Here is a 23,816-nt window from a genome sequence, read left to right on the forward strand (position 1 = left end):
GCCCTTATGCAAAGTTTCTGGCAAGTATTCCGATGGTCGGCTACTCAAAAGGGGTGTCATTCTCCAGATCAAACGTGCATCTGCTCGATGACACGCCGCTTCGCCCCCTAGGATTCCACCTATCACCTCACCGGTCTCATTCGACAGGAACCCCATGAGCGACACTTCCCCCTACGGCTTCGAGCTTGTGCGGCGTGGATACGACCGCGCTCAGGTGGACGAACGTATCTCCAAGCTCGTCTCCGACCGTGACTCCGCTCTCGCCCGCATCACCGCTCTGGAAAAGCGCATCGAGGAGCTTCACCTCGAGACGCAGAACGCCCAGGCCCAGGTCACCGACGCAGAGCCGTCGTACGCGGGTCTCGGCGCACGCGTCGAGAAGATCCTCCGCCTCGCCGAGGAGGAGGCGAAGGACCTGCGCGAGGAGGCCCGTCGCGCTTCCGAGCAGCACCGCGAGCTCGCCGAGTCGGCGGCCCAGCAGGTGCGCAACGACGCCGAGTCGTTCGCTGCGGACCGCAAGGCCAAGGCGGAGGACGAGGGCGTCCGGATCGTCGAGAAGGCCAAGAGCGACGCCTCGCAGCTGCGCCAGGAGGCGCAGAAGGACGCGCAGTCCAAGCGCGAGGAGGCGGACGCCCTCTTCGAGGAGACCCGCGCGAAGGCCGCGCAGGCCGCCGCCGACTTCGAGACGAACCTCGCCAAGCGCCGCGAGCAGTCCGAGCGCGACCTGGCGTCGCGTCAGCAGAAGGCCGAGAAGCGTCTCGCCGAGATCGAGCACCGCGCGGAGCAGCTCCGCCTGGAGGCCGAGAAGCTGCGCACCGACGCCGAGCGCCGCGCCCGCCAGACGGTGGAGACCGCGCAGCGTCAGGCCGAGGACATCGTCGCGGACGCGAACGCCAAGGCGGACCGGATCCGTTCGGAATCCGAGCGCGAGCTGGCGGCTCTCACGAACCGCCGCGACTCGATCAACGCCCAGCTCACGAACGTGCGCGAGATGCTGGCGACGCTCACGGGCGCGGCTGTGGCCGCCGCCGGCACGCCCGCGACCGACGACGAGCCCATCTCGCGTGGGGTCCCGGCGCAGCAGTCCCGGTAACACCCTCGCCTGACGGCAGCGTCCGGAGAGGCAACTGAGGCCCGCATCCCTTCGGGGGTGCGGGCCTTCGCCGTTCCCACGGCCCTACCCAGCTGCGGGGCCGCCGTGCCGCCCCGCCCGCCCCGCACAGCTGCGGGCAGTCGTGCCGCTGGGGCGGCACGGGTGGGCGCAGGCGGCACCTCGTAGCGCCGGGCTTCCGTCGTATCGCGGCTGCCAGTGCTACGTGGCTGGTCGCGCAGTTCCCGCGCCCCTGAAGGGGCTTCGCCCTTCCGGTGGCAGGCGCTCGGGGGGCGTTTTAGCGTGGCCGCATGATCGAGCTCGAGGGACTGACCAAGCGGTACGGCGAGAAGGTCGCGGTCAATAACCTCACGTTCGCTGTCCGGCCCGGGATCGTGACCGGGTTCCTCGGGCCGAACGGGGCCGGGAAGTCGACGACGATGCGGATGATTCTGGGGCTCGATCGGCCGACGGCCGGGGACGTGCGGATCGACGGGAAGCATTACGACGCCCTCAGGGACCCCCTGAAGTACATCGGCGCCCTGCTGGACGCCAAGGCCGTGCACGGCGGCCGTAGCGCCTTCCATCACCTTCTCTGTCTCGCGCAGAGCAATGGCATCCCCAAGGCGCGGGTGCACGAGGTGCTGGACACGGTCGGGCTGACGTCGGTGGCGCGGAAGAAGGCGAAGGGGTTCTCGCTCGGGATGGGGCAGCGGCTCGGGATCGCCGGCGCGCTGCTCGGGGACCCGCGGATCCTGATGTTCGACGAGCCGGTCAACGGGCTGGACCCGGAGGGCATTCACTGGATCCGGAATGTGATGAAGTCCCTCGCGGAGCAGGGGCGGACCGTCTTCGTGTCGTCGCATCTGATGAGCGAGATGGCACTGACCGCCGAACACCTCGTGGTGATCGGGCAGGGGCGGCTGCTCGCCGACACCTCGATGGCGGACTTCATCCAGCGCAACTCACGGTCGTACGTACGGATTCGCACGCCGCAGCGGGAACGGCTGCTGGACGTGCTGTACGCCGCCGGCGTCACGGTCGTGGAGACGGGCAACGGGTCGCTGGAGGTGGACGGCGGGAAGCCCGAGCAGATCGGCGAGCTGGCCGCGCAGCATCAGCTCGTCCTGCACGAGCTGAGTCCTCAACAAGCTTCGCTGGAGGAGGCGTTCATGCAGCTGACGGCCGAGTCGGTGGAGTACCACGCGCACAGCGACACGCCCGCCGAGGCGTGGGGCGGCGGATGGAAGAGGGAGGGCTGACGCATGGCCGCCACCCAGGTCGTCCGCTCGGAGTGGACCAAGATCCGGTCGGTGGCGTCCACGGTGTGGACGCTGTCGCTGGCCGTGGTCGTCACGATCGCGCTCGGCGTGCTGATCTCGCTGCTGTCGAAGCAGGAGTTCGACAGTCTGAGCCGCGCGGACCGGCTCTCGTTCGACCCGACGTTCATCAGCTTCGCGGGGATGAGCCTCGGACAGCTGGCGATGATCGTGTTCGGGGTGCTGGTGGTGTCGAACGAGTACAGCAGCGGCATGATCCGGACGTCGCTGGCCGCCGTGCCGCAGCGGGGCACCTTCCTCTTCAGCAAGATCGCGGTGGCCACCGGGCTCGCCTTCGTGGTGGGGCTCGCGACCAGCTTCGTGGCGTTCTTCCTGGGGCAGGCGATGCTCGGCGAGCACCGGGCCGAGATCGGCGATCCGGGCGTCCTGCGTGCGGTCCTCGGCGGCGGGCTCTACATGACCCTCATCGCCGTGTTCTCGATGGGCGTCGCGGCGATGCTGCGCAGCCCGATGCTGTCGCTCGGCATCCTGATGCCGTTCTTCTTCCTGATCTCCAACATCCTGGGGAACGTCGACGCCACCGAGAAGATCGGCCGGTACCTGCCCGACCAGGCCGGCAGCAGAATCATGCAGGTGGTCACCCCGGTGGACGACGACACGCCGTACGGTCCCTGGGGCGGCCTCGCCATCATGGTGCTGTGGGTGGTCGCGGCCCTGCTCGGCGGGTACCTGGTGATGAAGAAGCGTGACGCGTGATCAGGCAGCTGACCAGCGGGTACGTACATGCCAAGCCGGGGCGCCCATGACCTGCGTGGTTTTACTTCCTCTTGGGCGGAACCGTCAACGCCCCGATAAGCTCCTAATCCTTACGGGGGCGGGTGCCCCGACGTCCTGAGACGTCCTGAACCGTTCGATGGGTGCGGAGCATGATCGAGGCAGTCGGCCTGACGAAGCGCTATGGCGCCAAGACGGCCGTGTACAACCTTTCCTTCCAGGTGCGGCCGGGGGCCGTCACCGGCTTCCTGGGCCCCAACGGCTCGGGCAAGTCGACGACGATGCGGATGATCCTCGGCCTGGACAACCCCACGTCAGGGCAGGTGACGATCGGCGGCTACCCGTACCGCAAGCTGCCGAACGCCGCCCGGCAGGTCGGTGCCCTCCTCGACGCCAAGGCGGTGCACGGCGGCCGGCACGCCCGCAACCACCTGCTGTCCCTGGCTCAGCTGTCGGGCATCCCGGCCCGCCGGGTGGACGAGGTGCTGGGCGTGGTCGGCCTCCAGGATGTGGCCAAAAAGCGCTCCAAGGGCTTCTCCCTCGGCATGGGCCAGCGGCTCGGCATCGCCGCCGCCCTGCTCGGCGACCCCCAGGTGCTGCTCTTCGACGAGCCGGTCAACGGCCTCGACCCCGAGGGCATCCTCTGGGTCCGCAACCTGATGAAGGCGCTCGCCGCCGAGGGCCGTACGGTCTTCGTCTCCTCGCACCTGATGAGCGAGATGGCGGTCACCGCCGACCATCTCATCGTGATCGGGCGCGGGCAGCTGCTCTCCGACATGAGCATCAAGGACTTCATCTCGGCGAACTCCGCCGACTTCGCGCGCGTACGGACCCCGGACACCGAGCCGCAGCAGCGCGAGAAGCTGTCGACCGCGCTGACCGAGGCGGGCGGCCAGGTGCTGCCCGAGCAGGACGGCGCGCTGCGCGTCATGGGGCTGCCGCTCCCCCGCATCAGCGACCTCGCGCACGACGCCGACGTACGTCTGTGGGAGCTGTCGCCGCACCAGGCCTCGCTGGAGGAGGCGTACATGCGGATGACGCAGGGTGCCGTCGACTACCGCTCGACGACCGACCAGAAGGCCGGTCTCCAGCAGCCCCTGCCGCCCGGCGTGCAGCCGCCGATGCCGGTGCCCGGGCAGGGCCAGCCGGGCTGGTACGCCCCGCCGGGGCCGCAGCAGGCCGGCCAGCCGTACGCCCCGCAGGGTCAGCCGATGCCGCAGGGCCAGCCGCCGGCCGGTCCGTACGGGGCTCCGGCGCCCGCCGCCCCGGCTCCGGCTCCCGGTCAGCCGCAGCCGAACCCGTACGCCCAGGCCGCGTCCCAGGCCCCCGCACAGCCCGCCCCCGCGGCCGCGCCCGCCGCCGACCTGACGAAGTCCGAGGACGCCCGATGAGCACGCCCCAGCCGCCCCTCACCCAACAGCCGCCCGCCCCCAACTGGCAGGGCGCGCCGGGCACTTCGTACACCTCGCCGATCCCGGTGGTGCGCACCCACCTCGGGCACGCGATCTCCTCCGAGTGGACGAAGATCAAGTCGGTCCGTTCGACGATGTGGACGCTGGGCGTCTTCGTCCTCCTGGTGATCGGCCTCGGTCTGCTCTTCGCCCTGATCGCCGCCTCCACGGACATGAACCTGGAGGGCGAGTCCCCGCTGGGCCTCGGTCTGTTCGGGCTGATGATCGGCAGCGTCTGCATCATCACGCTCGGGGTGCTGACCACGGCCTCCGAGTACGGCACGGGGATGATCCGGACCACGATGACCGCGTGCCCGAGCCGTGGCCGGGTGCTGGTCGCGAAGGCGATCGTCTTCTTCGCGCTCACGTTCACCGTCACCCTGGTCCTCACCGCGTTCGTCGGCTTCGCCCAGGTGGCGATCCTGGAGGGCAACGGCGTGGTGAACCCCGACACCGATGAGTGGCTCAAGGCCACGGTCGGCGTGAGCCTCTTCCTCGCCCTCTTCGGGCTGCTGGCGCTGCTGATGGGCTCGCTGATCCGGCACTCGGCGGGCGCGATCACCATCATGCTCGGCGTCTTCCTCGCCCCGCTGGTCATCGCGATCTTCATGTTCTCGGAGTCGCTGCGGGAGGTGCAGGAGTTCCTGCTGGAGTACTCGATCCCGAGCCAGCTGAGCGTCTTCTACGGCGCGGAGCTCAGCCAGGCGGGCCCGTCCGGCTGGGACCCGCTGTGGATCATGCTCGGCCTGACAGCGGCCGCGTTCGTCGGCGCCTACGCCCTGCTGGAGCAGCGCGACGTGTGACCGACAGACCGCGAGGTTCAGAACCTCGGCGCGTTACGGGACCGCTGCACCCTCGTGGTGCGGCGGTCCTTCGCGTTCCAGCACGCCTTGTGCCAGTGCCGGCGCTCGTCGACGCCCGAGTGCTCGGGCCAGGCGACGACATGCGGGACCCCGGAGGAGATCATCTGGTCGCAGCCGGGGCAGCGGTAGGTCTTGCCGACCGCGCTCGCGCCCGCCACATGCCGCACGCTCCACTCCTCGCCCCGCCAGGGCTCGCTGGTCTGCCAGCCGCCGTACCGGTCCGACCGGTCTTCCTCTGCGCTGCGGCCTGACGGACCCGACGAACCATCACCCTTGGGGCGGTTGCGACGCGGGGACACGGGACACCTCACGGGGCTATACAGGGAGCAGGGTTGGCGTCCAGCCTACGCGGGCCCGGTGGGGGTATGCGTACGTCACCAAACACCTCAGATCACCCTCCGCCCGGCACATTCTGCAGACAATCCGCAAATCTCGCCGCGAGCCGTGTCTTCGGCACGTGTCACGCGGTTATGCCGGTGGGGGAGCTCCCGAGTCGGAGCCGAGGAAACAGGAAGAGCCATGCACGTAGGAACATTTGTACTGGGAGCCCAGTTCCCCGGCCAGGGCCAGGGGGAAGCGCTCCACCGGGCGGTGCGGACGGCGGAAGTGGCCGAAGAGGCCGGGCTGGACGCGGTCTGGCTGGCCGAGCACCATTTCGTGCCGTACGGCACCTGCCCCTCGGCGATCACCCTCGCCGCGTTACTGCTGGGGCGCACCCGGCGCATCCGCGTCGGCACGGCGGTCAGCGTGCTGCCCACCGTCCACCCCGTCGCCCTGGGCGAACAGGCCGCGCTGCTGCATGTCACGTCCGGCGGACGCTTCTCGTTGGGCGTCGGGCGCGGCGGTCCGTGGGTCGACCTCGAAGTGTTCGGCGCCGGACTCGAGGCGTACGAGAAGGGGTTCCCGGAATCACTCGATCTGCTGGTGCGCTGGCTGCGGGAGCCCTCGGTGGCGGCGTCGGGGGAACGATTCAGCTTCCGTGAAGTCCCCGTCGTACCGCGCCCGTCGGAGAACCTCGACGAGACGCCCGGGCCCGAGGTCGTCGTCGCCTGCACCTCGCCGGCGAGCGTACGGCTGGCCGCCGAGCGCGGGCTCTCGATGCTCCTCGGGATGCACGTCGGAGACGAGGAGAAGGCCGAGATGGTCACGCTGTGGCGCACGTACGCCCGGGCGGCGGGCCGTTCGCCGGAGGAGATCTCCGGCGCGGCCCATGTCTCGGCCGGCGTGTGCCAGATCGCGGACCGCCGCACCGACGCCGTCGAGGCGCTCACCAAGGCGATGCCCGGCTGGCTCAAGCACGGCCTCGACGCCCATGTGACCGTCGACGGCCGCGCCCGCGCCATGCGGGACCCGCTGGCCTACACAGAACTGCTCTGTGGGCTCCACCCGGTGGGCACCCCGCGGCTGTGCGCCGACCGGCTCGCGGCGACCAGCGAGCGGACGGGCATCTCCCGCTTCGCCCTGCTCGTCGAGGGCTCCGGCGATCTGGCGGCGACGGAGGAGAACGTACGGCGACTCGGTGCCGAGGTGCTGCCCCACCTCGGCTGAGCCACTGCGGGGAGCTTGCCGCCCCGGTTACTGATGCACCTCCCGCGGTTGGAGCGGCAAGCCGTGGTGCGTCACGTCCTCAGCAGTCCCGGAGTTCCGGGGACTGGTTGAGAAGTTGGCCGCGGATCGAGGTGAAGCGGGCCAGCCTGTCGTCCACGGACGGGTCCAGCGGGAACACCGCCACACGGTGGCAGTTCTGGAAGGCCAGCCGGACACCGAAGTGCCGCTGCAGCGCGCCACGAATCGCGTCACTGGCGAGCGCGCGCAGCAATTGTCCGCGTGCCTGCTCGTCCGGCGGGGGCGTCTGGTTGTCGGCGAACTCTCCGCCGTCGACCTTCAGCTGGGCCACCAGGGAGCTGATCATCTCCCACGCAAAGGGCAGGGAGGTCCGGACGCAGTCGACGAAGGCGGCTTCGTCGACCTCGCCTCGCTCGGCCTGTTCGAGTAGGGCCGGTGAGACGTCGAGCGACATGGGTTCTCCTCTCGCACCCCCACAACAACAGGGGTTGACGGACAAGGGCGGAGACCGGGTCGGCGAACACGCAGAGTGCACGCTTCGCGACCTCCAGTTTCTACGGTAAGCAACCGAACGTGACCGCACCAGGAGATTGCGCGCACCGACGAGGCGCGGGACGCACACAATCAGCCAATGCCGAACAGGAGTTGACAGTGGCACATGCCGGAGGACGACGAAGGCCCACGAGAGGGCGCGGGGGAACGTGACGGAGGGCGACAGTCACCGACCGGGGACGCCGGGGCGTCGAACGGTTCCCGGCGGGTGTGCCGACGATCGCCAGGTTCCGTCGCGGAGGGATTCCGGTGGTCGAATCGCGCGCACCGGTCGGCGTCGAGTAGCGTTGCCGACCATGCGTCTCGTCATTGCCCGCTGCTCCGTCGACTACGCGGGCCGGCTCACCGCCCATCTCCCCTCGGCTCCCCGCCTGATCCTGGTGAAGGCGGACGGCAGCGTCTCGATCCACGCGGACGACCGGGCCTACAAGCCCCTCAACTGGATGTCGCCGCCCTGCACGCTGAAGGAGGACACGGGAGACTCCGAGGGCACGGCGGCCGTCTGGACCGTCATCAACAAGGCGGGCGAGAAGCTCATCATCACGATGGAGGAAGTCCTCCACGACTCCTCGCACGAACTGGGCGTCGACCCCGGCCTGATCAAGGACGGCGTCGAGGCGCACCTCCAGGAACTCCTCGCCGACCGCATCGAGACCCTCGGCGAGGGCTACACCCTCATCCGCCGCGAGTACATGACGGCCATCGGGCCCGTCGACATCCTGTGCCGGGACGCCGACGGCGCGACCGTCGCGGTCGAGATCAAGCGGCGCGGTGAGATCGACGGGGTCGAGCAACTCACCCGCTACCTGGAGCTGTTGAACCGCGACCCGCACCTCGCGCCGGTCCGCGGCATCTTCGCGGCCCAGGAGATCAAGCCCCAGGCCCGCGTCCTCGCCACCGACCGCGGCATCGGCTGCGCCGTCCTCGACTACGACGCGCTGCGCGGCATCGAGGACGACAAGCTGCGGCTGTTCTGACGACGGCCCGTCCGATACGCGTGCCCGCCTTTTCTGTCCGCCGCTACGGTGAGCCGTAGCGGCGGACACGTGCTGCCGAGCGGGCCGGCGTCGTCAGGCCGCCGTGCCGGACGTCTCGCCGCCGCTCTCCGAGGCGCTCGCCGAGATGCTGTTGGACGGCGACGTGCCGCCCGCGGTTCCCTCGGTCGTCCCGCCGTCGTCGCCGCCTGTCGTTCCCTCGCTGGTCGTCCCACCGTCCGTGGTTCCCTCGGTGGTCCCCCCGTCGGTATCACCACCCGTGGTGCCGTCCGTGGTCCCGCCGTCCGTTCCGCCGGTGGTTCCCTCGGTGGTGCCGCCGGTGGTGCCGCCGTCGGTCCCGCCGGTGGTCCCCTCGGTGGTCCCGCCGGTCGTGCCGCCGTCGGTCCCGCCCGTGGTGCCGCCCGTGGACCCACCCGTCGTTCCGCCGGTCGTCCCGCCGTCCGTACCGCCCGTGGACCCACCACCCGTGGAGCCCCCGGTCGTCCCGCCGTCCGACGAGCTGGACGAGCCCGAGGGAGACGGCTCGACGTCGTCCGACGGCGCCGCCGTGTCGGACGGCGTCGGGTCGTCCGCCGTGCCGTACGTCCCGTCGGGTCCGGGATCGCTCGGCTCGGGGACCACCCCGGGCGCGTTGTCGTCGTCGCCGGCCTTGGGACGGTCCGCGCTGAGCCCGCCGTCGTCGACGCCCTCGCTGGCGGACGGGTTGACGCCGACCTTCTCGGCCGGGGTGTCGCCGTTGCCGTCGGAGGTCGCGCCGAGGGTCACGACGGTGCCGAGGACGGCGGCGAGGAGCGCGCCGGCGCCCGCGGCGACGAGGTTGCGCCGTGCGCCGCCGACGAGGCTCCTGAGGCCGCTGAGCTTGTGCGCGGGGGAGCCGCCGGGCCGTTGCGTGACGAGCGTCGTGTCGTTGGTCGGCGCGGGGACGCCGGACCCGGTCGTCCCGAAGCCGACCGCGCCGAAGCCCGTCGGTGTGTACCCGGAGGGCACGCCCCCGGGCGGTGAGGCCGACTCCTCGTGCCGGGCGTCCGGCACCTCCTCCCCCGCCGCCGTACGCCCGCCGGGCGGGGTCGCCCCGGAGCGGTCGGCGACCAGGGCGAGGGCCCTGCGGCCGGCGACCGTGCCGCGCTTGTCGGCGAGGGCGCCCCGCAGCCCGATGGACGCCTCCAGCTCGGCCCGGGCCCGGTCCAACTGCCCGGTGCACAGCGCCAGGACGCCCAGCTCATGGTGGAAGTAGGCCTGCTCGCCGACCTCCTCCGCCAGCCGGGCCGCCTCCGCGCCGTACCTGAGCGCCCGCTCCCAGGCGCTCCAGCGCAGCCCCGCGGCGAACGCGGGCGCCGCCTGCCGGGCCAGCTGAACCGAGACGCTCTCCTCGTCCTCGCCGGGCGGTGTCGTCCCCGCTACGAGCGCGCTCAGGGTGGCCAGTACGGCGTCCGCCTCGGCGGAGACCCGCTCGGGGGTGACCGAGGGGTGCCCGGCCCACCAGGCGTAGTGCTGGGCGGCGGTCCCGGCCCGTGCCTCGACGTCGTCGGCGTACCCGGCGGCCTCCAGCTGGGTCCGCACCCCGGCCGCGAGACGGTAGCGGGCGCCGACAGGTGTCACCAGGGCGCAGCCGACCAGTTCGCCGAGGGCCGCGTCGGCGTGGGTGTCGCCCACCAGGGCGGGCAGATGCGCCTGGTGCGGGACCTCCCCGCCGAGCGCGACCGCGAACCGCAGGGTCTCGCGGGCCGAGGCGCTCAGCCGGGACGCGAGCAGCGCGGCGGGCGCGGCTCCCTCGGCGAGCGACGGCAGGGGCAGGTCGTGCGCGTCCGCGGGCGACTCGAAGGTGGGGTCGACGGGCGGCGACTCCTGGAAGACCCCGAACTCGTCGACGGCGTCCGCGCCGGCCCGCTGCCGGTCCAGCTGCCTGAGCAGCGCCCCGGCCTGGGTGAACCGCAGCGGCAGCCCCTCGGACTCGAACCAGAGGTCACCGGCCCAGTTCGACTCCTCCTCGGTGAGCGCCCGCCCGACGGCGCGCTCCAGCAGCTGCTCGCTGCCGGCCCGGTCGAAGCCGCCGAGCACGATCTCTTCCAGGGGTGCGTCGGCGGACGGCAGAGGGGTGTCGTGGGTGGCGCCGATCAGGAAGGCGCACTCGGGGGTCGCGTCGAGCAGTTCGTCGAGCGCGGCCCCGCCGAACTCCAGGTCGTCGAGGACGACGACCGCGCCGATGTCCCGCACGACGTCGAGGATCTGCTGCCGGGCGGGCCGGAACAGCGGTGTGCTGTACACGGCTGCGAACAACTCATGCAGCAGATCGTCGACCGTACGCCCAAAGCCGCTCAGTCGTACGACGCCGTCGGGCGCCAGGTCCGCGCAGTCCTCGGCGACCGCGTCGAGGAGTGTGGTGCGGCCGGAGCCGGGTGCGCCGGTGAGGCGGACGGAGCGGCCGCGCGCGAGGAGCCGTACGAGCCGCTCCCTCTCGTCGTCGCGCTGGAGCAGGGGCAGCCGGGGCAGCGAGGGGCCCGGGGGCACCGGCGGCCGGGCGGCGCGGTCGATCTCGGCGCGCTCGACGGGCGTGTGCTTGACGGGCGGACCAGGCAGTTCGCCCGGTGGGCAGTTCTCTATCTCGCTGCCGTCGACGGGGTTGACGGTGAGCAGGAAGTCACCCGAGACGAGCTGGACGGTGCGGGCGAGTGACGGGGCGTGCCGGTCGAAATCCTGGGTGAGGGCGTCACGTGGTGGACGCTTGCTCTGCGCCTGTTCGTCGTCGTGGCCGTACTCTGCGGGTCCCCGGTTGTTCGGGTCCATCGGTTCTAGCCCCCCAAAAGCGTCTCGTGTGCTGGAGCCCCTCCCGGCCTTGCCGCACACCGCGCTGTCGCTTCTGGTCCGGAACCCGCTCGAGGGTAGCTGGCAGCGGGCAGCCGAACCCTAAACCTTCGCACAGTATCTCCGACAGTCCGGGGTACCGCGCCGTCCGAGACGTCACAGTCTCGTGAGGATTGGGCGTGTGGTGCGTTTCGCCCCCATGGTCCCCATGGTCCCCTTGGCCTCATGACGACCGGAAGCGGCCATGCCGACCGGGTGTCCCGCACACACCGAGCCATACGTACGGCTCCGCACACGCGTTCACACTCTGGGCAATGACTCCAGTCCGATGCCGCCCTCGATCGCCAGGATGCGGTGCAGCCGGGTGGCCACGAGCAGCCGCTGCATCTGCGGTGGTACATCGCGCAGCACCAGCCGCCGTCCGCACCGTCCCGCCCGCCGGTGGGCTCCCATGATCACCCCGAGTCCGGTGGCGTCCCAGGAGTCCAGCTCTGACAGGTCGAGCACCAGGTCGCCGGCTCCGTCGTCGACGGCCGAGTGCAGGACCGTACGGGCGTCCGCCGCGCTGCGTACGTCGAGGCGGCCCCCGACGACCAGCTCGGCGTGGTCGCCCCTGATGTACATAAGCGCTCCCCGTGAGTGCGTCTCGTACTCCGTGATGTGGGTGATGCAACGTCTGACGGCTTTTGACACCGTCAGGTTGCCGTCTGTGAGCGAACCGATACCGAATTCACCTCAAGGGGTGAGGCCCGAGAGGCTCATGCGTTCACATGCGTGGGAAGTGCCGCCCGTGACGCGCGCCGCCGTCAGTAGGTGTAGAAGCCCTGCCCGCTCTTGCGTCCGATGTCACCGGCGTCCACCATCCGGCGCATCAGCTCCGGAGGGGCGAACTTCTCGTCCTGGGACTCGGTGTAGATGTTGCTGGTGGCGTGCAGCAGGATGTCGACGCCCGTCAGGTCGGCCGTGGCCAGCGGTCCCATCGCATGGCCGAAGCCCAGCTTGCAGGCGAGGTCGATGTCCTCGGCGGTGGCGACGCCCGACTCGTAGAGCTTCGCGGCCTCGACGACGAGGGCGGAGATGAGACGGGTCGTCACGAAGCCGGCGACGTCACGGTTGACGACGATGCAGGTCTTGCCGACCGACTCGGCGAACTCCCGTGCGGTGGCGAGTGTCTCGTCACTCGTCTTGTAGCCACGCACCAGTTCGCACAGCTGCATCATCGGCACCGGCGAGAAGAAGTGCACCCCGACGACCCGCTCGGGCCGCTCGGTGGCGGCCGCGATCTTGGTGATCGGGATGGCGGAGGTGTTCGAGGCGAGGACGGTGTCCTCGCGGACGACCTTGTCGAGCGCCCTGAAGATCTCGTGCTTCACTTCGAGCTTCTCGAAGACGGCCTCGACGACGATGTCCGCGTCGGCCGCCGCGTCGAGGTCGGTGGTGGCGGTGATCCGCCCCAGCGCGGCCTCGGCGTCCTCGGCCGCCAACTTCCCCTTGCTCACGAACTTGTCGTACGACGCCGTGATGCCGCCGATGCCACGGTTCAGCGCCTCGTCGGTGACGTCACGCAGGACGACGTCCCAGCCCGCCTGCGCGGACACCTGGGCGATACCGGACCCCATGAGCCCGGCTCCGATCACGGCGAGCTTCCGTGCCACTGTGCGACTCCCCTGGTACGCGCTGTCGATGGGTTACCTCTCGGCCGGACACTAGCGCTCGTGAGGGGCTGTGTGACCGCTTAGTAACGCGAGTCACGTCTCAAGGGACGGACATCACACCGGCAGCGCTCACTCGGAGGGTCGTACGGCGCAGTTGAGGACCTTCTCGGTCAACAGGCCCTCCGTCCCGTCCAGAAGCCGAAGCACCTCTCGGGGCACTTCGTCCGGATTGCGCCGGGCGAGCGTCTCGCGCCCGGTGACGGCCGTCACCGTCCGGTGCACCCCGTCGATCTGACCGGCGATCAGGGCGGGCAGGGAGTCGTCGGCGGGACCATCGGGGGGATCCGGTCGCCGTCGGCCGCACGGCGCTCGCCGTGACGGTGGGCACACGTGTCGTCCGGACGGCCGGAGCGTAACTACGCTGGTCACATGGTCAATCTGACGCGCATCTACACCAGGACCGGCGACAAGGGCACCACCAACCTCGGCGACATGAGCCGGGTGCCCAAGACCGATCCGCGGATCTCGGCGTACGCGGACGCCAACGAGGCCAACGCGGCGATCGGGGTGGCGATCGCCCTGGGCGGGCTGGCCGAGGAGGTCGTCAAGGTCCTCACCCGCGTCCAGAACGACCTGTTCGACGTCGGGGCCGACCTCTCCACCCCGGTCGTCGAGAACCCCGAGTTCCCGCCCCTCCGCGTCGAGCAGTTCTACATCGACAAGCTGGAGGCGGACTGCGACCACTTCAACGAGCGGCTGGAGAAGCTCCGCTCCTTCATCCTGCCCGGCGGCACGCCCGGCGCGGCCCTCCTCCACCAGGCCTGCACGGTCGTACGCCGGGCCGAACGCTCCACGTGGGCGGCCCTGGAGGTCCACGGCGACGACATGAACCCCCTCACCGCGACCTACCTCAACCGCCTCTCCGACCTCCTGTTCATCCTGGCGCGGACGGCGAACAAGGAGGTCGGGGATGTGCTGTGGGTGCCGGGAGGGGAACGCTGACGCGTTCGGGTCAGCGGGAGCCCTTCTCCGGTGCCGGGGCCTTCTCCGGCACCGGGGTCGTCTCCGGCACCGGCTCCTTCTTCGGCCAGATCGTGTACGCGAGGGCGACCAGCCCATGGATACCGGCGGCCCTGAGCGCCGCCCACTGGAACGACCGCAGCGACTCGACGTTCCCGTCGCCGCCCACGTACCAGACGGCGCCCTGGAGCAGCACGAGCGCGACGCCCGCCGCCACCAGCGTCCGCACCCAGAGTTTGCCCTCATGGCGGGCCCTGGCCAGGCCGTACTTCGGCGGGCCCACCGGCTTGGGCCCGCCGCCCAGGCGATGCGCCGCGTGGCCGTCGAGCCAGCTGATCATGTAGTGGCCGTAGCCCACGGTGAAGCCGATGTAGAGCGCCGCCAGGCCGTGCTCCCAGCTCGGCTCGGCGCCGTTCTTCAGGTCGATCGCGGTCACGACGAACAGCACCAGCTCCAGCACGGGCTCGCAGAGCAGCAGCACGACACTGGCCCGGCGCTTCTTCAGTAGGTACCGGACGGCCAGGGCCAGTGCCAGCAGCACCCAGAAGCCGACCTCACAGGCGATGATCAACGCGACGATCACGACTCGCTCCTCTCGGTCACCCTTCCAGGCTCCCGGCGGCGGGCCCCCGACGCGTCGTCGGCGGTGACGAAGTCGCGGTACATCGAAAGATGCAGTCCAGGACCGTTCGTGGGCATCAGGCGCGGAGCCCACGGCCCGTGTTGGATGTGAGGCATGGCCGTACGACTGCCCCGCCCGCACCGCATGGACGTGTACATCGCCGTCGCCGGACTCCTCGGCGGTCTGCTGCTGTGGGGCCTGGACCTCGGCACGCGCACGGCCCGCGACGGGATCGTGGTGCTCGACGGCCGCTGGTGGATCCTGCTGCCACTCGTCGTGACCGCCGGCTGCGAGGCGCTGCGCCGCACCACGCCGCGCACGGCCCTGCTGGTCGGGTGGGCCGCCCTGACTCTGGACACCATCACCCAGGGCAACCTGCTCACGGTGCTGATGTTCACCGACCTGGTGTACGCGGCCGTGCTGTACGGTCCGCCCGCCACGGCCCGCCGGGTCCCCTGGATCGCCGGACTGGCCACCGTGGCCTTCACGGTGGTGCCCCTCGGGGCCTTCCGGAAGCCGGACGCCCTGCTGATCGGTCTGGTCGTCGGACTGGTCGCCCTCATGCCCGCCATGACCGGCTGGATCGTCCGCAACCACCGCGACGCCGCCGAAGCCGCCCGGCTGCGTGCCGAACAGACCGCGCTGCTCGCGGAGATGGACCGGGCCCAGGCCGTCGTGTCCGAACGGGCGCGCATGGCCCGGGAGTTGCACGACATGGTGGCCAACCACCTGTCCGCGATCGCGATCCACTCCACGGCCGCGCTCTCCCTCGACGACCCGGACACCTCCCGGCAGGCCCTCGGGGTCATCCGCGAGAACAGCGTCGAGGGGCTGGCCGAGATGCGCCGGCTGATCGGCATCCTGCGGGATGCGAGCGACGACACCGAGCCGTCCGCCGCGCCCACGCTCGACGGCCTGGGCCCGCTCGTCGAGGGCGCCCGCACCAACGGTCTCGACGTCTCGCTGGACGCCGACCACGGTGACTCCCTGCCCGTCCCCGTCGAACTGGCGGCCTACCGCATCGTCCAGGAGTCGTTGACGAACGCCCTCAAACACGCCTCCCCCGGCCGGGTCACCGTGGCGGTACGGCAGTCGGACGGCTCCCTCGACATCGCCGTGACCAGCCCGTACGGCGATCGCGACGGCCCCAGCGCGCCCGGTTCAGGCGCCGGTCTGGTCGGGATGCGGGAGCGGGTCGCCCTGTTGGGCGGCACCTTCGAGGCGGGCCCCGAGAGCTCGGGAGACGGCAAGATCTGGAGCGTCCGCGCCACCCTCCCCGTCACCGAAGGAGAACCCGCATGATCCGTGTGGTCATCGCCGAGGACCAGGCCGCCGTACGGGCCGGGCTGGTGCTCATCCTGGGCAGCGCGCCGGACATCGAGGTGGTCGGGGAGGCGGCGGACGGGGAGCGGGCGGTGGCGCTCGCACGGGAGCTACGACCCGACCTGGTGCTGATGGACGTGCAGATGCCGCGGCTGGACGGGGTGTCGGCGACCCGGCAGGTCGTCGCCGAGGGGCTGGCCGACGTGCTCGTGCTCACCACCTTCGACCTCGATGAGTATGTCTTCGGGGCGCTGCGGGCCGGTGCCGCCGGTTTCCTGCTCAAGAACACGGAGGCGAAGGACCTCATCGAGGCCGTACGGGCGGTGGGGCGCGGCGAGGGTCTGATCGCCCCGGCCGTCACCCGGCGGCTGATCGCCGAGTTCGCCGGCAGGCCCGTACGGGAGTCCACCGCCGATCCGTCCGTCCTCGACGCGCTCACCCGGCGCGAGCGGGAGGTGCTCTCCTGTCTCGGGGAGGGGCTGTCGAACGCGGAGATCGCCCGGCGGCTGGACATGGCCGAGGCGACGGTGAAGACGCACGTCAGCCGCCTGCTGGGGAAGCTCGATCTACGCAGTCGGGTCCAAGCGGCCGTGCTGGCCCAGGAGTTGGGGGTCTGACCCATCGGGGTTGCCCCGCGTGAGCGCACTGGTCCAGACCCATTGACCTATGGTCCAGACCTTTCTATTCTCGGCGCACTGCGCCACGTCATGCTCATGCTCACGACACCCCACAAGGAGGCGCACATGCGCTTCAGGCACAGAGCCATAGCGGGTCTCGCCACCCTTCTCCTCCCCCTCGCCGGTCTGGTCGGTCTCGCCACCCCCGCGCAAGCGGCCACGGAGGCGACCGCCACCTACGCCAAGACCCAGGACTGGAGCACCGGCTTCGAAGGCAAGTGGACGGTGAAGAACACCGGCACCACGACCCTCAGTTCCTGGACCGTCGAGTGGGACTTCCCCTCCGGCACGTCCATCACCTCGGCCTGGGACGCGGACGTCACGTCCTCCGGCACCCACTGGACCGCCAAGAACAAGTCCTGGAACGGCACCCTCGCCCCGGGCGCCTCCGTCTCCTTCGGTTTCAACGGGAGCGGCTCAGGCTCCCCGGCCAACTGCAAGCTGAACGGCGGAAGCTGCGACGGCGGCCCGTCCGTCCCCGGTGACGCGGCGCCCTCCGCCCCCGGCACCCCGACCACCTCCGACGTCACCAACACCTCGGTGAAGCTCGGCTGGAGCGCGGCCACCGACGACAAGGGGATCAAGAACTACGACGTCCTGCGCGGCGGCACCAAGGTCGCCACCGTCACCGGCACGACCTACACGGACACCGGCCTCACCGCCGGCACCGACTACTCGTACACCGTCCAGGCCCGTGACACCGCCGACCAGACCGGACCGGTGAGCGGCGCGGCGGCCGTACGCACCACGGGCGGCACGAACCCGAACCCCGCCTCGAAGATCAACCTCGGCTACTTCACCGAGTGGGGCGTCTACGGCCGCAACTACCACGTGAAGAACCTGGTGACCTCGGGCTCCGCCGCGAAGATCACCCATATCAACTACGCCTTCGGCAACGTCAAGAACGGCCAGTGCGTGCTGGACGACGCCTACGCGGCCACCGACAAGGCGTACACCGCCGACCAGTCCGTGAGCGGCACCGCCGACACCTGGGACCAGCCGCTGCGCGGCAACTTCAACCAGCTCCGCCAGCTGAAGGCGAAGTACCCGCACATCAAGGTGCTGTACTCGTTCGGCGGCTGGACCTACTCCGGCGGCTTCGGCCAGGCCGCGCAGAACCCGGCCGCCTTCGCCAAGTCCTGCAAGGCCGTCGTGGAGGACCCGCGCTGGGCCGACGTCTTCGACGGCATCGACATCGACTGGGAGTACCCGAACGCCTGCGGCCTGACCTGCGACACCTCGGGTGCGGCGGCCTTCAAGAACCTGATGTCGGCGCTGCGCACCGAGTTCGGCTCGAACTACCTGGTCACCGCGGCCATCACCGCCGACGGCTCCTCCGGCGGCAAGATCGACGCGGCCGACTACGGCGGCGCCGCGGCCTCGCTGAACTGGTACAACGTGATGACGTACGACTACTTCGGCGCCTGGGCGAACACCGGCCCGACCGCCCCGCACTCCCCGCTAACGTCGTACTCCGGCATCCCGACCGCCGGCTTCAACTCCGCCGACGCGATCGCCAAGCTGAGGTCGAAGGGCGTCCCGGCCTCGAAGCTGCTGCTCGGCATCGGCTTCTACGGGCGCGGCTGGACCGGCGTCACCCAGTCCGCCCCCGGCGGCACGGCGACCGGCGCCGCCACCGGCACCTACGAGGCCGGCATCGAGGACTACAAGGTGCTCAAGAACTCCTGCCCGGCCACCGGCACCATCGCCGGCACGGCCTACGCGCACTGCGGCACCAACTGGTGGAGCTACGACACCCCCGCCACCATCGGCACGAAGATGACCTGGGCCAAGAACCAGGGCCTGGGCGGCGCGTTCTTCTGGGAGTTCAGCGGCGACACCAGCGGCGGAGAGCTGGTGAGCGCGATCAGCAACGGGCTCAAGTAGCGGCTGCGCCACGTTGACGCTCCCCCAGACTTCGTCCGGGGGGACCCCCACCCAGCGAGTGAATGTGGCTACGCCACATTCACTCGCTGTCCGGGCGGGGCTGCCTCCAGCCACGCGAGGAAACCGGTCAGCGCGTCATCGCTCATCGCCAGCTCAAGACGGGTCCCGCGGTGCAGACACGCGAGGATCACGGCGTCGGAGAGCAGCGCCAGCTCCTCCTCGCCGTCGGGGGTGCGGCGCCCGGCCACCTCGATCGACGAGCGCTCCAGGACGCGGCGGGGGCGGGGGGAGTACGAGAAGACGCGGTACCACTCGATGCGGTCGCCGTTGTAGCGGGCGACGCCGTAGCCCCAGCCCTTGCCGTTCTCGTCGCCGGGTTTCTCGGGGGCCTCCCAGCGGAGGCTGCAGTCGAAGGTGCCGCCGGAACGCTGGATGAGACGGCGGCGCAGCCCGAAGACGAAGAGCCCCACCACCACGAGCGCGATCACCGACCCGCACACAGTCAGAGCGAGGACCATCGACACCGACCTCCTCGTCTCCTAGGTAATGGAACTGCTAGGTAATGAAACGTAAAAAACACCCACATTTGCCTCAGCCGCGGCCGGATCAGGATGAAGACATCCAGACCCAGCCGCGGCTGAGGTACAGCATCACACGGCGTCCGCGCTCAGCGCGCACCCGCCGTACGCAGTCGTACATCCGCGCGGCGCTCGGCGGCGGCATCGCCCTCCGCCTTCGCGCGCTCCAGCTCGCGCTCCGCACTCTGGACGTCGATCTCGTCGGCCAGCTCGGCGACCTCGGCCAGCAGGGACAGCTTGTTGTCCGCGAACGAGATGAAACCGCCGTGCACAGCGACGACGACAGTGCCGCCCTCACTCGTACGGATGGTCACCGGGCCCGATTCCAGCACACCGAGCAGCGGCTGGTGACCGGGCATGACGCCGATGTCGCCGGACGTGGTGCGCGCGACGACCAGGGTGGCCTGGCCCGACCAGACCTCTCGGTCGGCCGCGACCAGTGCGACGTGCAGCTCAGCAGCCAAGGTGGCTCCTCGGGTCACCACCCGGCGCTTCCGCCGGGTGTTGGGTCAATTCTAGTGGGCGTACAGAGGGGGGCGGGACGCACCCCATGCGGTGTGGTCTCGCCCCCCACTGTTCACGAGTCGCCGGGCGTCAGGAGACGCCGAGCTCCTTCGCGTTCTTCTTCAGGTCCTCGATACCACCGCACAGGAAGAACGCCTGCTCAGGGAAGTGGTCGTACTCGCCGTCGATGATCGCGTTGAACGCGGTGATCGACTCCTCCAGCGGGACGTCCGACCCGTCGACGCCGGTGAACTGCTTGGCGACGTGGGTGTTCTGGGACAGGAAGCGCTCCACGCGACGGGCACGGTGGACGGTGAGCTTGTCCTCCTCGCCCAGCTCGTCGATACCGAGGATCGCGATGATGTCCTGGAGGTCCTTGTACTTCTGCAGCACCGTCTTGACGCGCATGGCGGTGTTGTAGTGGTCCGCCGCGATGTAGCGCGGGTCCAGGATGCGGGACGTGGAGTCCAGCGGGTCCACGGCCGGGTAGATGCCCTTCTCGGAGATCGGACGGGAGAGAACCGTCGTCGCGTCGAGGTGGGCGAAGGTGGTGGCCGGGGCCGGGTCGGTCAGGTCGTCCGCGGGGACGTAGATCGCCTGCATCGAGGTGATCGAGTGACCACGGGTCGAGGTGATGCGCTCCTGGAGGAGACCCATCTCGTCGGCCAGGTTCGGCTGGTAACCCACCGCGGAGGGCATACGGCCGAGCAGGGTCGACACCTCGGAACCGGCCTGGGTGAAGCGGAAGATGTTGTCGATGAAGAACAGCACGTCCTGCTTCTGCACATCGCGGAAGTACTCCGCCATGGTCAGACCGGCCAGGGCCACACGCAGACGGGTGCCCGGGGGCTCGTCCATCTGACCGAAGACCAGGGCGGTCTTGTCGATGACGCCCGACTCCGCCATCTCCTCGATGAGGTCGTTGCCCTCACGGGTGCGCTCACCGACACCGGCGAACACGGAGACACCGTCGTGGTTGTTGGCGACGCGGTAGATCATCTCCTGGATGAGCACCGTCTTGCCGACGCCGGCACCGCCGAACAGGCCGATCTTTCCACCCTTGACGTACGGGGTGAGAAGGTCGATGACCTTGACGCCGGTCTCGAACATCTCGGTCTTCGACTCGAGCTCGTCGAAGTTGGGGGCCTTGCGGTGGATGGTCCAGCGCTCGCCCTCGTACTGCTCGTCGGTGTTCAGCACCTCACCGAGGGTGTTGAACACCTTGCCCTTGGTGAAGTCGCCGACCGGGACGCTGATGCCCGTGCCGGTGTCGGTGACCGGGGCCTGGCGGACCAGACCGTCGGTGGGCTGCATCGAGATCGTGCGGACCAGGCCGTCACCCAGGTGCTGGGCGACCTCCAGGGTCAGCGTCTTCTTCGCGCCGTCCTGGGCCGGGTCGGCCACCTCGACGTGAAGGGCGTTGTAGATCTCCGGCATGGCGTCGACGGGGAATTCCACGTCGACGACCGGGCCGATGACCCGGGCGACGCGGCCCGTGGCAACGGCCGTCTCAACTGTCGTCGTCATTACCTGTCACTCCCCGCGGTCGCGTCGGCCAAGGCTGCGGAGCCACCGACGATCTCGCTGATTTCCTGGGTGATTTCGGCCTGGCGGGCCGCGTTGGCAAGGCGGGAGAGCGTGTTGATCAAATCTCCCGCGTTGTCGGTCGCCGACTTCATCGCACGGCGCGTTGCGGCGTGCTTGGAGGCAGCCGACTGGAGCAGCGCGTTGTAGATACGGCTCTCGACGTAGCGCGGCAGCAGGGCGTCGAGGACGTCCTCCGCCGACGGCTCGAAGTCGTACAGCGGAAGGATCTCGCCCTTCGGCGCCGACTCCTGCGCCACCTCGTCGAGACGGAGCGGCAACAGACGGGCGTCGAGCGCCGTCTGCGTCATCATCGAGACGAACTCGGTGAAGACGATGTGGAGTTCGTCCACGCCGCCGTCAGCCGTCTCCTTCTCGATGGCCTCGATCAGCGGAGCCGCCACCTTCTTCGCGTCCGCGTAGCTGGGCTCGTCGGTGAAGCCCGACCACGACTCCACGACCTTGCGCTCGCGGAAGTTGTAGTGGGCCAGACCGCGGCGGCCGACGATGTACGTGTCGACCTCCTTGCCCTCCGCCTCAAGACGCGCCGTGAGCTGCTCGGCGGCCTTGATGGCGTTGGAGTTGAAGGCGCCGGCCAGTCCGCGGTCGCTCGTGAGGAGCAGCACCGCGGAACGGGTCGCCGTCTCCGCCTCCGTGGTCAGCGGGTGCTTGGTGTTCGAACCGGTTCCGACCGCCGTGACCGCGCGGGTGAGCTCGGTCGCGTACGGCGCGGAGGCCGCCACCTTGCGCTGTGCCTTGACGACACGCGAAGCGGCGATCATCTCCATCGCCTTGGTGATCTTCTTGGTCGCGGTGACGGATCGGATGCGACGCTTGTAGACCCGGAGCTGGGCTCCCATGAGTCAGGTCCCTTCCTTACGTCACTTGGAGACGTTGACGGCCGCCGGAGCGTCCTCGCCGAGCAGCTTGCCGTCGGCGGTCTCGAACTGCTTCTTGAAGTCGGCGATCGCGTCGGCGACAGCGGTCAGCGTGTCGTCCGACATCTTGCCGCCCTCCTTGATGGAGGTCATGAGGCCCTGCTCCTTGCGGTGCAGGTACTCAAGCAGCTCCTTCTCGAAGCGGCGGACGTCGGCGACCGGTACGTCGTCCATCTTGCCGGTGGTACCGGCCCACACGGAGACGACCTGGTCCTCGGTCGGCATCGGCTGGTACTGAGGCTGCTTGAGCAGCTCGACCAGCCGCTGACCGCGCTCCAGCTGCGACTTCGACGCGGCGTCCAGGTCGGAACCGAAGGCGGCGAACGCCTCCAGCTCACGGTACTGGGCGAGGTCGAGGCGCAGACGGCCGGAGACCTGCTTCATCGCCTTGTGCTGGGCGGAACCACCGACTCGGGAGACGGAGATACCGACGTTCAGCGCGGGGCGCTGACCGGCGTTGAAGAGGTCCGACTCCAGGAAGCACTGGCCGTCGGTGATGGAGATGACGTTGGTCGGGATGAACGCCGAGACGTCGTTGGCCTTCGTCTCGACGATCGGCAGACCGGTCATCGAGCCGGCACCCAGGTCGTCGGAGAGCTTCGCGCAGCGCTCCAGCAGACGGGAGTGCAGGTAGAAGACGTCACCCGGGTAGGCCTCACGGCCCGGCGGGCGGCGCAGCAGCAGCGACACGGCGCGGTAGGCGTCGGCCTGCTTCGACAGGTCGTCGAAGATGATCAGGACGTGCTTGCCCTCGTACATCCACTGCTGGCCGATGGCCGAGCCGGTGTACGGCGCCAGGTACTTGAAGCCGGCCGGGTCGGACGCCGGGGCGGCGACGATGGTCGTGTACTCCAGCGCGCCGGCCTCTTCGAGGGCGCCACGCACGGAGGCGATGGTCGAGCCCTTCTGGCCGATGGCGACGTAGACGCAGCGGACCTGCTTGTTCACGTCGCCCGAGCGCCAGTTGTCGCGCTGGTTGATGATCGTGTCGACGGCCAGGGCGGTCTTGCCGGTCTGGCGGTCACCGATGATCAGCTGACGCTGACCGCGGCCGATCGGGGTCATCGCGTCGACGGCCTTGTAGCCGGTCTCCATCGGCTCGTGCACCGACTTACGGGCCATGACGCCCGGGGCCTGCAGCTCGAGGGCGCGGCGGCCGGACGTCTCGATCTCGCCGAGGCCGTCGATCGGGTTGCCGAGCGGGTCGACGACGCGGCCGAGGTAGCCCTCGCCCACGGCGACCGACAGGACCTCGCCGGTACGGGTGACCGGCTGACCCTCCTCGATGCCGCTGAACTCACCGAGGACGATGGCGCCGATCTCGCGCTCTTCCAGGTTGAGCGCGAGGCCGAGGGTGCCGTCCTCGAACTTCAGCAGTTCGTTGGCCATGGCCGAGGGAAGTCCCTCGACCTTCGCGATGCCGTCGCCGGCAAGGGTGACCGTACCGACCTCCTCGCGCGAGGCCGCGTCCGGCTTGTACGACTGGACGAAGTTCTCCAGCGCGTCCCGGATCTCCTCCGGCCGGATCGTGAGCTCCGCCATCTGGGTTCCCTGCTCTCCTTGTTGGGCCCGAAGTTTCACTTGGGGGGATGGGGACTCCCCCCTGAACGAGGTGAATCCTCTGCACGGCCCAACCGGGCCGTAGGTACACGTAC

23 protein-coding genes are annotated in these 23,816 nt (G+C 69.9%); 11 read left to right on the top strand and 12 right to left on the bottom strand.

What is annotated here, in order from left to right:
* Positions 1–154 precede the first annotated feature (154 nt).
* The 5 genes from JIX56_RS13565 (at position 155) to JIX56_RS13585 (ending at position 5,398) form a co-directional block, all read left to right on the top strand.
* Positions 155–1,093, top strand: a complete 939-nt coding sequence (locus JIX56_RS13565; protein WP_257540539.1) for a cellulose-binding protein — start codon at positions 155–157, stop codon at positions 1,091–1,093.
* 308 nt (positions 1,094–1,401) lie between these two features.
* A complete protein-coding gene (locus JIX56_RS13570; protein ID WP_257540541.1) occupies positions 1,402–2,352 on the top strand; it encodes an ATP-binding cassette domain-containing protein in 951 nt (316 codons plus the stop codon).
* Positions 2,353–2,355: 3 nt separating this feature from the next.
* Positions 2,356–3,126, top strand: a complete 771-nt coding sequence (locus tag JIX56_RS13575; RefSeq protein ID WP_257540542.1) for an ABC transporter permease — start codon at positions 2,356–2,358, stop codon at positions 3,124–3,126.
* A gap of 170 nt (positions 3,127–3,296) precedes the next feature.
* Positions 3,297–4,535, top strand: a complete 1,239-nt coding sequence (locus JIX56_RS13580) for an ABC transporter ATP-binding protein (protein WP_257540544.1) — start codon at positions 3,297–3,299, stop codon at positions 4,533–4,535.
* Positions 4,532–5,398 (top strand): ABC transporter permease, encoded by an 867-nt coding sequence (locus tag JIX56_RS13585; protein WP_257540548.1) that lies wholly within the window; start codon positions 4,532–4,534, stop codon positions 5,396–5,398. Before JIX56_RS13580 ends, JIX56_RS13585 begins: the two co-directional genes overlap by 4 nt.
* Positions 5,399–5,415: 17 nt before the next feature.
* Here JIX56_RS13585 and JIX56_RS13590 read toward each other — a convergent pair whose 3' ends face one another.
* A complete protein-coding gene (locus JIX56_RS13590) occupies positions 5,416–5,757 on the bottom strand; it encodes an ATP/GTP-binding protein (RefSeq protein WP_257540550.1) in 342 nt (113 codons plus the stop codon).
* Between the two features lie 220 nt (positions 5,758–5,977).
* Here JIX56_RS13590 and JIX56_RS13595 point away from each other — a divergent pair, with 220 nt between their 5' ends.
* The gene (locus tag JIX56_RS13595; protein WP_257540552.1) at positions 5,978–7,006 is read left to right on the top strand and encodes an LLM class flavin-dependent oxidoreductase; all 1,029 of its coding nucleotides are present in this window, start codon (positions 5,978–5,980) and stop codon (positions 7,004–7,006) included.
* Between the two features lie 79 nt (positions 7,007–7,085).
* On the opposite strand, the gene JIX56_RS13600 is transcribed toward JIX56_RS13595, so the two are convergent.
* On the bottom strand, positions 7,086–7,478 hold the full coding sequence (locus JIX56_RS13600; protein WP_086760468.1) for an SCO5389 family protein: 393 nt from the start codon (positions 7,476–7,478) through the stop codon (positions 7,086–7,088).
* A gap of 394 nt (positions 7,479–7,872) precedes the next feature.
* Here JIX56_RS13600 and nucS point away from each other — a divergent pair, with 394 nt between their 5' ends.
* The gene (gene nucS, locus JIX56_RS13605) at positions 7,873–8,553 is read left to right on the top strand and encodes an endonuclease NucS (protein WP_257540554.1); all 681 of its coding nucleotides are present in this window, start codon (positions 7,873–7,875) and stop codon (positions 8,551–8,553) included.
* Positions 8,554–8,646: 93 nt separating this feature from the next.
* Here the strand turns inward: nucS and JIX56_RS13610 are convergent, their stop codons facing one another.
* The 4 genes from JIX56_RS13610 to JIX56_RS13625 form a co-directional block, all read right to left on the bottom strand.
* A complete protein-coding gene (locus tag JIX56_RS13610) occupies positions 8,647–11,355 on the bottom strand; it encodes an ATP-binding protein (protein ID WP_257540556.1) in 2,709 nt (902 codons plus the stop codon).
* Between the two features lie 318 nt (positions 11,356–11,673).
* Positions 11,674–11,997, bottom strand: a complete 324-nt coding sequence (locus JIX56_RS13615) for an STAS domain-containing protein (protein ID WP_033526497.1) — start codon at positions 11,995–11,997, stop codon at positions 11,674–11,676.
* A 182-nt stretch (positions 11,998–12,179) separates the two neighbouring features.
* The gene (locus JIX56_RS13620; protein ID WP_046917269.1) at positions 12,180–13,028 is read right to left on the bottom strand and encodes a 3-hydroxyacyl-CoA dehydrogenase family protein; all 849 of its coding nucleotides are present in this window, start codon (positions 13,026–13,028) and stop codon (positions 12,180–12,182) included.
* A gap of 129 nt (positions 13,029–13,157) precedes the next feature.
* Positions 13,158–13,457 (bottom strand): hypothetical protein, encoded by a 300-nt coding sequence (locus JIX56_RS13625; RefSeq protein ID WP_306819846.1) that lies wholly within the window; start codon positions 13,455–13,457, stop codon positions 13,158–13,160.
* Between JIX56_RS13625 and JIX56_RS13630 the strand changes: the two genes are divergently transcribed.
* A complete protein-coding gene (locus JIX56_RS13630; protein ID WP_257540558.1) occupies positions 13,458–14,030 on the top strand; it encodes a cob(I)yrinic acid a,c-diamide adenosyltransferase in 573 nt (190 codons plus the stop codon).
* Between the two features lie 10 nt (positions 14,031–14,040).
* On the opposite strand, the gene JIX56_RS13635 is transcribed toward JIX56_RS13630, so the two are convergent.
* Positions 14,041–14,631 carry a hypothetical protein gene (locus JIX56_RS13635; RefSeq protein ID WP_257540559.1) on the bottom strand — a complete coding sequence of 197 codons (591 nt, stop codon included), beginning with the start codon at positions 14,629–14,631 and terminating at the stop codon, positions 14,041–14,043.
* A gap of 153 nt (positions 14,632–14,784) precedes the next feature.
* Here JIX56_RS13635 and JIX56_RS13640 point away from each other — a divergent pair, with 153 nt between their 5' ends.
* The 3 genes from JIX56_RS13640 to JIX56_RS13650 all read left to right on the top strand — a co-directional run bounded on the left by JIX56_RS13640 (position 14,785) and on the right by JIX56_RS13650 (position 18,557).
* A complete protein-coding gene (locus JIX56_RS13640; protein ID WP_257540561.1) occupies positions 14,785–15,972 on the top strand; it encodes a sensor histidine kinase in 1,188 nt (395 codons plus the stop codon).
* A complete protein-coding gene (locus JIX56_RS13645; RefSeq protein ID WP_257540563.1) occupies positions 15,969–16,610 on the top strand; it encodes a response regulator in 642 nt (213 codons plus the stop codon). The genes JIX56_RS13640 and JIX56_RS13645 overlap by 4 nt, the downstream gene beginning before the upstream one ends.
* 126 nt (positions 16,611–16,736) lie before the next feature.
* A complete protein-coding gene (locus tag JIX56_RS13650) occupies positions 16,737–18,557 on the top strand; it encodes a glycoside hydrolase family 18 chitinase (RefSeq protein WP_257540565.1) in 1,821 nt (606 codons plus the stop codon).
* A gap of 68 nt (positions 18,558–18,625) precedes the next feature.
* On the opposite strand, the gene JIX56_RS13655 is transcribed toward JIX56_RS13650, so the two are convergent.
* From JIX56_RS13655 to atpA, 5 genes are all read right to left on the bottom strand, one after another.
* Positions 18,626–19,075, bottom strand: coding sequence for a DUF2550 domain-containing protein (locus tag JIX56_RS13655; RefSeq protein WP_257540567.1), 450 nt, complete (start codon positions 19,073–19,075; stop codon positions 18,626–18,628).
* Positions 19,076–19,224: 149 nt separating this feature from the next.
* Entirely contained in the window at positions 19,225–19,599 is a 375-nt protein-coding gene (locus tag JIX56_RS13660) for a F0F1 ATP synthase subunit epsilon (protein WP_257540569.1), read from the bottom strand.
* A 130-nt stretch (positions 19,600–19,729) separates the two neighbouring features.
* Positions 19,730–21,166, bottom strand: a complete 1,437-nt coding sequence (gene atpD, locus JIX56_RS13665) for a F0F1 ATP synthase subunit beta (RefSeq protein WP_257540571.1) — start codon at positions 21,164–21,166, stop codon at positions 19,730–19,732.
* Positions 21,166–22,083, bottom strand: coding sequence for a F0F1 ATP synthase subunit gamma (locus tag JIX56_RS13670; RefSeq protein WP_257540572.1), 918 nt, complete (start codon positions 22,081–22,083; stop codon positions 21,166–21,168). The genes atpD and JIX56_RS13670 overlap by 1 nt, the downstream gene beginning before the upstream one ends.
* Before the next feature lie 21 nt (positions 22,084–22,104).
* Positions 22,105–23,703 carry a F0F1 ATP synthase subunit alpha gene (atpA, locus tag JIX56_RS13675; protein WP_257540574.1) on the bottom strand — a complete coding sequence of 533 codons (1,599 nt, stop codon included), beginning with the start codon at positions 23,701–23,703 and terminating at the stop codon, positions 22,105–22,107.
* Positions 23,704–23,816 lie beyond the last annotated feature (113 nt).

Source organism: Streptomyces sp. CA-210063, assembly GCF_024612015.1.
Lineage (GTDB): Bacteria > Actinomycetota > Actinomycetes > Streptomycetales > Streptomycetaceae > Streptomyces.

What these genes read in the sequence shown, in the direction of transcription:
- JIX56_RS13615 (WP_033526497.1), bottom strand. Translation starts at nt 11,997, where the DNA reads ATGTACATCAGGGGCGACCACGCCGAGCTGGTCGTCGGGGGCCGCCTC.
- nucS (WP_257540554.1), top strand. Translation starts at nt 7,873, where the DNA reads ATGCGTCTCGTCATTGCCCGCTGCTCCGTCGACTACGCGGGCCGGCTC.
- JIX56_RS13630 (WP_257540558.1), top strand. Translation starts at nt 13,458, where the DNA reads ATGGTCAATCTGACGCGCATCTACACCAGGACCGGCGACAAGGGCACC.
- atpD (WP_257540571.1), bottom strand. Translation starts at nt 21,166, where the DNA reads ATGACGACGACAGTTGAGACGGCCGTTGCCACGGGCCGCGTCGCCCGG.
- atpA (WP_257540574.1), bottom strand. Translation starts at nt 23,703, where the DNA reads ATGGCGGAGCTCACGATCCGGCCGGAGGAGATCCGGGACGCGCTGGAG.
- JIX56_RS13580 (WP_257540544.1), top strand. Translation starts at nt 3,297, where the DNA reads ATGATCGAGGCAGTCGGCCTGACGAAGCGCTATGGCGCCAAGACGGCC.
- JIX56_RS13640 (WP_257540561.1), top strand. Translation starts at nt 14,785, where the DNA reads ATGGCCGTACGACTGCCCCGCCCGCACCGCATGGACGTGTACATCGCC.
- JIX56_RS13610 (WP_257540556.1), bottom strand. Translation starts at nt 11,355, where the DNA reads ATGGACCCGAACAACCGGGGACCCGCAGAGTACGGCCACGACGACGAA.
- JIX56_RS13570 (WP_257540541.1), top strand. Translation starts at nt 1,402, where the DNA reads ATGATCGAGCTCGAGGGACTGACCAAGCGGTACGGCGAGAAGGTCGCG.
- JIX56_RS13595 (WP_257540552.1), top strand. Translation starts at nt 5,978, where the DNA reads ATGCACGTAGGAACATTTGTACTGGGAGCCCAGTTCCCCGGCCAGGGC.
- JIX56_RS13650 (WP_257540565.1), top strand. Translation starts at nt 16,737, where the DNA reads ATGCGCTTCAGGCACAGAGCCATAGCGGGTCTCGCCACCCTTCTCCTC.
- JIX56_RS13565 (WP_257540539.1), top strand. Translation starts at nt 155, where the DNA reads ATGAGCGACACTTCCCCCTACGGCTTCGAGCTTGTGCGGCGTGGATAC.
- JIX56_RS13600 (WP_086760468.1), bottom strand. Translation starts at nt 7,478, where the DNA reads ATGTCGCTCGACGTCTCACCGGCCCTACTCGAACAGGCCGAGCGAGGC.
- JIX56_RS13670 (WP_257540572.1), bottom strand. Translation starts at nt 22,083, where the DNA reads ATGGGAGCCCAGCTCCGGGTCTACAAGCGTCGCATCCGATCCGTCACC.
- JIX56_RS13655 (WP_257540567.1), bottom strand. Translation starts at nt 19,075, where the DNA reads ATGGTCCTCGCTCTGACTGTGTGCGGGTCGGTGATCGCGCTCGTGGTG.
- JIX56_RS13575 (WP_257540542.1), top strand. Translation starts at nt 2,356, where the DNA reads ATGGCCGCCACCCAGGTCGTCCGCTCGGAGTGGACCAAGATCCGGTCG.
- JIX56_RS13585 (WP_257540548.1), top strand. Translation starts at nt 4,532, where the DNA reads ATGAGCACGCCCCAGCCGCCCCTCACCCAACAGCCGCCCGCCCCCAAC.
- JIX56_RS13645 (WP_257540563.1), top strand. Translation starts at nt 15,969, where the DNA reads ATGATCCGTGTGGTCATCGCCGAGGACCAGGCCGCCGTACGGGCCGGG.